The sequence below is a fragment of the Herbaspirillum sp. B65 genome (assembly GCF_000333555.1).
In the GTDB taxonomy this organism is placed as follows: domain Bacteria; phylum Pseudomonadota; class Gammaproteobacteria; order Burkholderiales; family Burkholderiaceae_D; genus Herbaspirillum; species Herbaspirillum rubrisubalbicans.
Window position 1 is genome coordinate 1 of record NZ_BADI01000848.1, and the last position, 4174, is coordinate 4174.

At 61.2% G+C, this 4174-nt stretch carries 5 protein-coding genes and 1 pseudogene; 4 read left to right on the plus strand and 2 right to left on the minus strand.

Annotation, left to right across the window (positions count from 1 at the left end; all coding sequences use genetic code 11):
• The first annotated feature begins 25 nt into the window (after positions 1-25).
• A complete protein-coding gene (locus I5W_RS20145) occupies positions 26-727 on the plus strand; it encodes an enhanced serine sensitivity protein SseB C-terminal domain-containing protein (RefSeq protein ID WP_256380791.1) in 702 nt (233 codons plus the stop codon).
• Between the two features lie 98 nt (positions 728-825).
• Positions 826-1395 carry a dCTP deaminase gene (dcd, locus tag I5W_RS20150; RefSeq protein WP_044530568.1) on the plus strand — a complete coding sequence of 190 codons (570 nt, stop codon included), beginning with the start codon at positions 826-828 and terminating at the stop codon, positions 1393-1395.
• A gap of 99 nt (positions 1396-1494) precedes the next feature.
• On the opposite strand, the gene I5W_RS20155 is transcribed toward dcd, so the two are convergent.
• A complete protein-coding gene (locus tag I5W_RS20155; RefSeq protein ID WP_044530569.1) occupies positions 1495-2421 on the minus strand; it encodes a LysR family transcriptional regulator in 927 nt (308 codons plus the stop codon).
• Between the two features lie 100 nt (positions 2422-2521).
• Here I5W_RS20155 and I5W_RS20160 point away from each other — a divergent pair, with 100 nt between their 5' ends.
• On the plus strand, positions 2522-3139 hold the full coding sequence (locus tag I5W_RS20160; protein ID WP_044530570.1) for a chromate transporter: 618 nt from the start codon (positions 2522-2524) through the stop codon (positions 3137-3139).
• Entirely contained in the window at positions 3136-3666 is a 531-nt protein-coding gene (locus I5W_RS20165) for a chromate transporter (protein ID WP_044530571.1), read from the plus strand. The genes I5W_RS20160 and I5W_RS20165 overlap by 4 nt, the downstream gene beginning before the upstream one ends.
• Positions 3667-3740: 74 nt before the next feature.
• Here I5W_RS20165 and I5W_RS20170 read toward each other — a convergent pair.
• Positions 3741-4049 (minus strand): annotated as a pseudogene (locus I5W_RS20170) (lysine decarboxylase); the annotation flags it as partial.
• Between the last annotated feature and the right edge of the window lie 125 nt (positions 4050-4174).

Consider the following 4174-nt stretch of genomic DNA (forward strand, 5'->3'; position numbering starts at 1 on the left):
TACATTNCGAGATCCGCTGGTCAAGCTGAAGGTTTCAGCAGGCATCACAGGATTTCAGGCCGAACTAGACGAGACTGAGTTTGGTATGCCAGTCGCTGTAACTCAGCGATGGGTGGACGCGAATGGTTTGGTTATGGAGAAATTGATCGCCGTGAGGGTTCAAGGCGATAGCATGGAAGATACCCTTTCAGACGGCGACACCGTAATAATCAATATGTTTCGCATGTGCGGGGATGGGCGCAGCGTGTTCATCCTCAATCCCGATAGTCCCTATAGCAAGTATTTCGTGCCCGGCGAAGTCGCCCACGTGCTGCAGGAAGATAACGGTGGCACACCGGTAGCGCGCACCATCGGTGCCGAGACCACGGTGCGGCTGGGGGCGCCGGCCGAGCCGCCCACCGTCATGTTGGAGAAGCTGTCGCAATTGTTCGCCCGCGATGACAAGGTCAAGGCCGCCTACCTGGCCACGATGCATGACCCCACGCACGACCCCCAGCCGACCCTGGTGCTGGGGATCGATACCCCCGAGAGCCATATGGAGCAGGTGGCCCGCGCGGTGGGGCCGGTCATTGCCCAGCATGGCCGGCCGCAGGAGGCGGTGGACATGATGCGCGTGGAGCCGGGCAATGGGCATAGCGTGGCCGACTTCATGCTCACCGAACTGAAGCCCTTCTATGAGCGCCAGCGCGTGGGCTTTTTCAAGTCCTTGTTCGGGCGCGGACGCTAGGGCCTGCCCAGGCAGGAACCGCGTCGGATCAGCCATGTTTGGGCATTTTTCGCGTAAAATGCCGGATTCTTTGAATCAGTCGGAAACCTCGAACAACCATGGCCATCAAGTCAGACAAGTGGATCCGCCGCATGGCGGAGCAGGAAGGAATGATCGAACCCTACGAGCCCGGTCAGGTGCGTCAGGCGGCCGATGGCAGCAAGATCGTTTCCTACGGTACTTCGTCCTATGGCTACGATATCCGTTGCGCCAACGAATTCAAGATCTTCACCAACATCAATTCGACCATCGTCGACCCCAAGAACTTCGATGAAAAATCCTTCGTCGATTTCAAGGGGGATGTCTGCATCATCCCGCCCAACTCATTCGCCCTGGCCCGTACCGTCGAATACTTCCGCATTCCGCGTAGCGTGCTGACCATCTGCCTGGGCAAGTCCACCTATGCGCGCTGCGGCATCATCGTCAACGTCACGCCCTTCGAACCCGAATGGGAAGGCTACGTGACGCTGGAGTTCTCCAACACCACGCCGCTGCCGGCCAAGATCTATGCCGGTGAGGGCTGCGCCCAGGTGCTGTTCTTCGAGAGCGATGAAGTCTGCGAGACTTCCTACAAGGATCGCGGTGGCAAGTACCAGGGGCAGCATGGGGTGACCTTGCCCAAGACCTGATGGAAAGTATCGTTAAAACGATATAAATCATATAAAGAAGGCTTCCTGCGGGAAGCCTTCTTTATATGGATCAGCAGCTTGCGATATGCCAGCGCTATATCAACGTCGCTTGCGCCCCGCACTCAATTTCAAGGCTTCTTCCCGCATCAGGCGCGCCGCGCCGCTGATGCTGCCAGTGCGGTAAGCCAGGTGCAGCGGCGCCTTCAGCTCGGGGGCCCCGGTCAGTTTCAGGTACACCACGCCCTCCGCATTGACCCGCGTCATCGACGCCGGGATCACCGCCACGCCCACACCAGCGGCCACCAGCGAGAGCGTGGAGAGATTCTTGCGCGCCTCCTGGATCACCTGCGGAGAAAAGCCGGCGGCATGGCAGGCGGCGATGATGGTGTCGTACAGCCCAGGGCCGTTGGGTCGGCGCGTCATGATGAAGGCTTGCTCGGCCAGTGCGTGCAGGGCGATGCTCTTGCGCTTGCCGTGCTCGGCCAGGGGATGGTCGATGGGCAGTGCGGCGACCATCTCTTCCACCAGCATGGTTTCGATGGTCAGGCCGCTGGCGTCGCCCACCGGTGAGCGCACGAAGGCCAGATCGAGACGCTTGGCGCGCAGTGCTTCGATCAGTTCATTGGTATTGCTTTCTTCTACCGTCATCACCACGTCCGGCGCATCGGCGCGGAAGGCGCGGATCACCGAGTGCACGAAGGGATGCAGCGAAGCCGATTCGGTGAAGCCCACCGCGATGCGGCCCATCTTGCCCTGGGCGATGCGGCGCACGCTGGCCACCGTGGTGTCCAGTTGCGCCAGCAGGGCGCGGGCGTCGGTGAGCAGTGCCGTGCCGCTATCGGTCAGTTCCATGCCGCGCGGCAGGCGGTTGAACAGCGTCACGCCCAGTTCGCGCTCCAGCAGGCGGATCTGTTGCGACAGCGGCGGCTGCTGGATGCCGATGCGTTCGGCGGCCTTGGTGAGATGGCCTTCTTCGGCCACGGCGATGAAGTAGCGCAGCAGGCGCAGATCGATGGAAGGTGACATATCGTAATCATATGGATAGTGTGTCTGACATATATTAGACAAAAACCCTCCCCAAGAGTAGCCTTTCGTTCATGCGGCAATCACGCCGCCTCCGCACGAGATGATGATGAGCACTCCTGACCTGCTGGCCCCTGAGCGGCCTATCCCCACCACCAGAGAAATATTCCTGGGCTTTCTCGGCCTGGGCATGACCGCCTTCGGCGGCGCGCTGCCCTTGGCCCACCGCATGATCGTGGAGCGTCGCCGCTGGCTCACCGATGCCGAATTCGTCGAGCTGCTGGGGCTGTGCCAGTTCCTCCCGGGGGGCAACATCATCAACCTGTCGGTGGCGCTGGGCATGAAGTTCCGCGGCTGGAAAGGCGCACTGGCAGGCATTACCGGACTCATCGCCGTGCCGTCCGTGGTGGTGATCCTGCTGGGCATGATTTACCAGCACTTCCAGCACGATCCCAACGTCAAGCACCTCTTCGCCGGGTTGGCCGCAGCCGCAGCCGGTCTGCTGATCCAGATGGCGGTCAAGATCACCCTGCCGCTGCGCAAGAACATGGTGCTGGCTGCCGTGGCGGTAGTCTGTTTCATCGCCATCGCCTTGCTGCGCATTCCGCTGTTATGGGTGATGCTGGTGATGACGCCGATCAGCATCTTTCTCACGGCGCGCTATGGCGAGCGCTTCGCTGCCAAGCCGCAGGCCGCAGCCAAGCAGGAGGGCGCGCAATGAGCCAGACCCTGATCGCATTGGCTATCATCTTCACGCAGTTGTCGGTGCTGGCCTTCGGTGGCGGCAATACCATCCTGCCGGAGATGCAGCGCCAGGTGGTGGAGGTACATCACTGGATGACGGCGGAGGATTTCAGCGCGCTGTTCGCCCTGGGCCAGGCCGCGCCCGGTCCCAACCTGATGGTGGTCACCCTGGTGGGCTGGCATGTGGCCGGTTTCTGGGGGATGCTGGTGACCAGCCTGGCCAAGTTCGGGCCGTCCTCGATTATCACCGTCATCATGTTACACGTCTGGGAGAGGTGCAAGGACAAGCCCTGGCGGCGTCACGTGCAGGCTGGCCTGCTGCCGGTGACGGGCGGTCTGGTGGCGGCCTCGGCGCTGTTGATCACGCAGGCCTCGATCACCCATGGCTTCCTGGCGGCGATCACGGCGGCCACTGCCATCATTGCCTTGAAGACCAAGATCCATCCCTTGTGGCTGCTCTTTGGCGGGGCGCTGGCGGGATACTTCTATCTCGGCACCTTCTGAGCTGATCGCCTCAGCCGGCAGCATGAAAAAAGCCGATGCCTGCGAGGGCATCGGCTTTTTGCTTGGCAGCAGACTTACTGCTTGACGCAATCCACGAAGTAATCGCGGCGGCCATTGACTTCGCGCTTGACCAGGCCATGCACGTCGGTTTCGAAGCCGGGGAATTTCTCGTTGAAATCACGCGCAAACTTCAGGTAGTCGACGATGGTCTTGTTGAAGATCTCGCCCGGGATCAACAGCGGAATGCCCGGCGGATACGGGGTCAACAGGATCGAGGTGACGCGACCTTCCAGTTCGTCCAGGGGCACGCGATCGATTTCGCGGTGGGCCATCTTGGCGAAGGCGTCCGAGGGCTTCATGGCTGGCTGCATGTCCGAGGCATGATGGCGCCATAGAACCAGAACCAGGAATTGCCCAACAGCGATAGGAACACCGGCCGGTTGCGGCGCGAAAAGCCGATGTTGCGCACGGTCTCGGTGAAGGGATTCCAATCACCTCAGTCCGCCCG

Bases quoted from the DNA above. Each gene is read 5' to 3' on its own strand.
- dcd (WP_044530568.1), top strand. From the start codon at position 826: ATGGCCATCAAGTCAGACAAGTGGATCCGCCGCATGGCGGAGCAGGAA.
- I5W_RS20165 (WP_044530571.1), top strand. From the start codon at position 3,136: ATGAGCCAGACCCTGATCGCATTGGCTATCATCTTCACGCAGTTGTCG.
- I5W_RS20155 (WP_044530569.1), bottom strand. From the start codon at position 2,421: ATGTCACCTTCCATCGATCTGCGCCTGCTGCGCTACTTCATCGCCGTG.
- I5W_RS20160 (WP_044530570.1), top strand. From the start codon at position 2,522: ATGATGATGAGCACTCCTGACCTGCTGGCCCCTGAGCGGCCTATCCCC.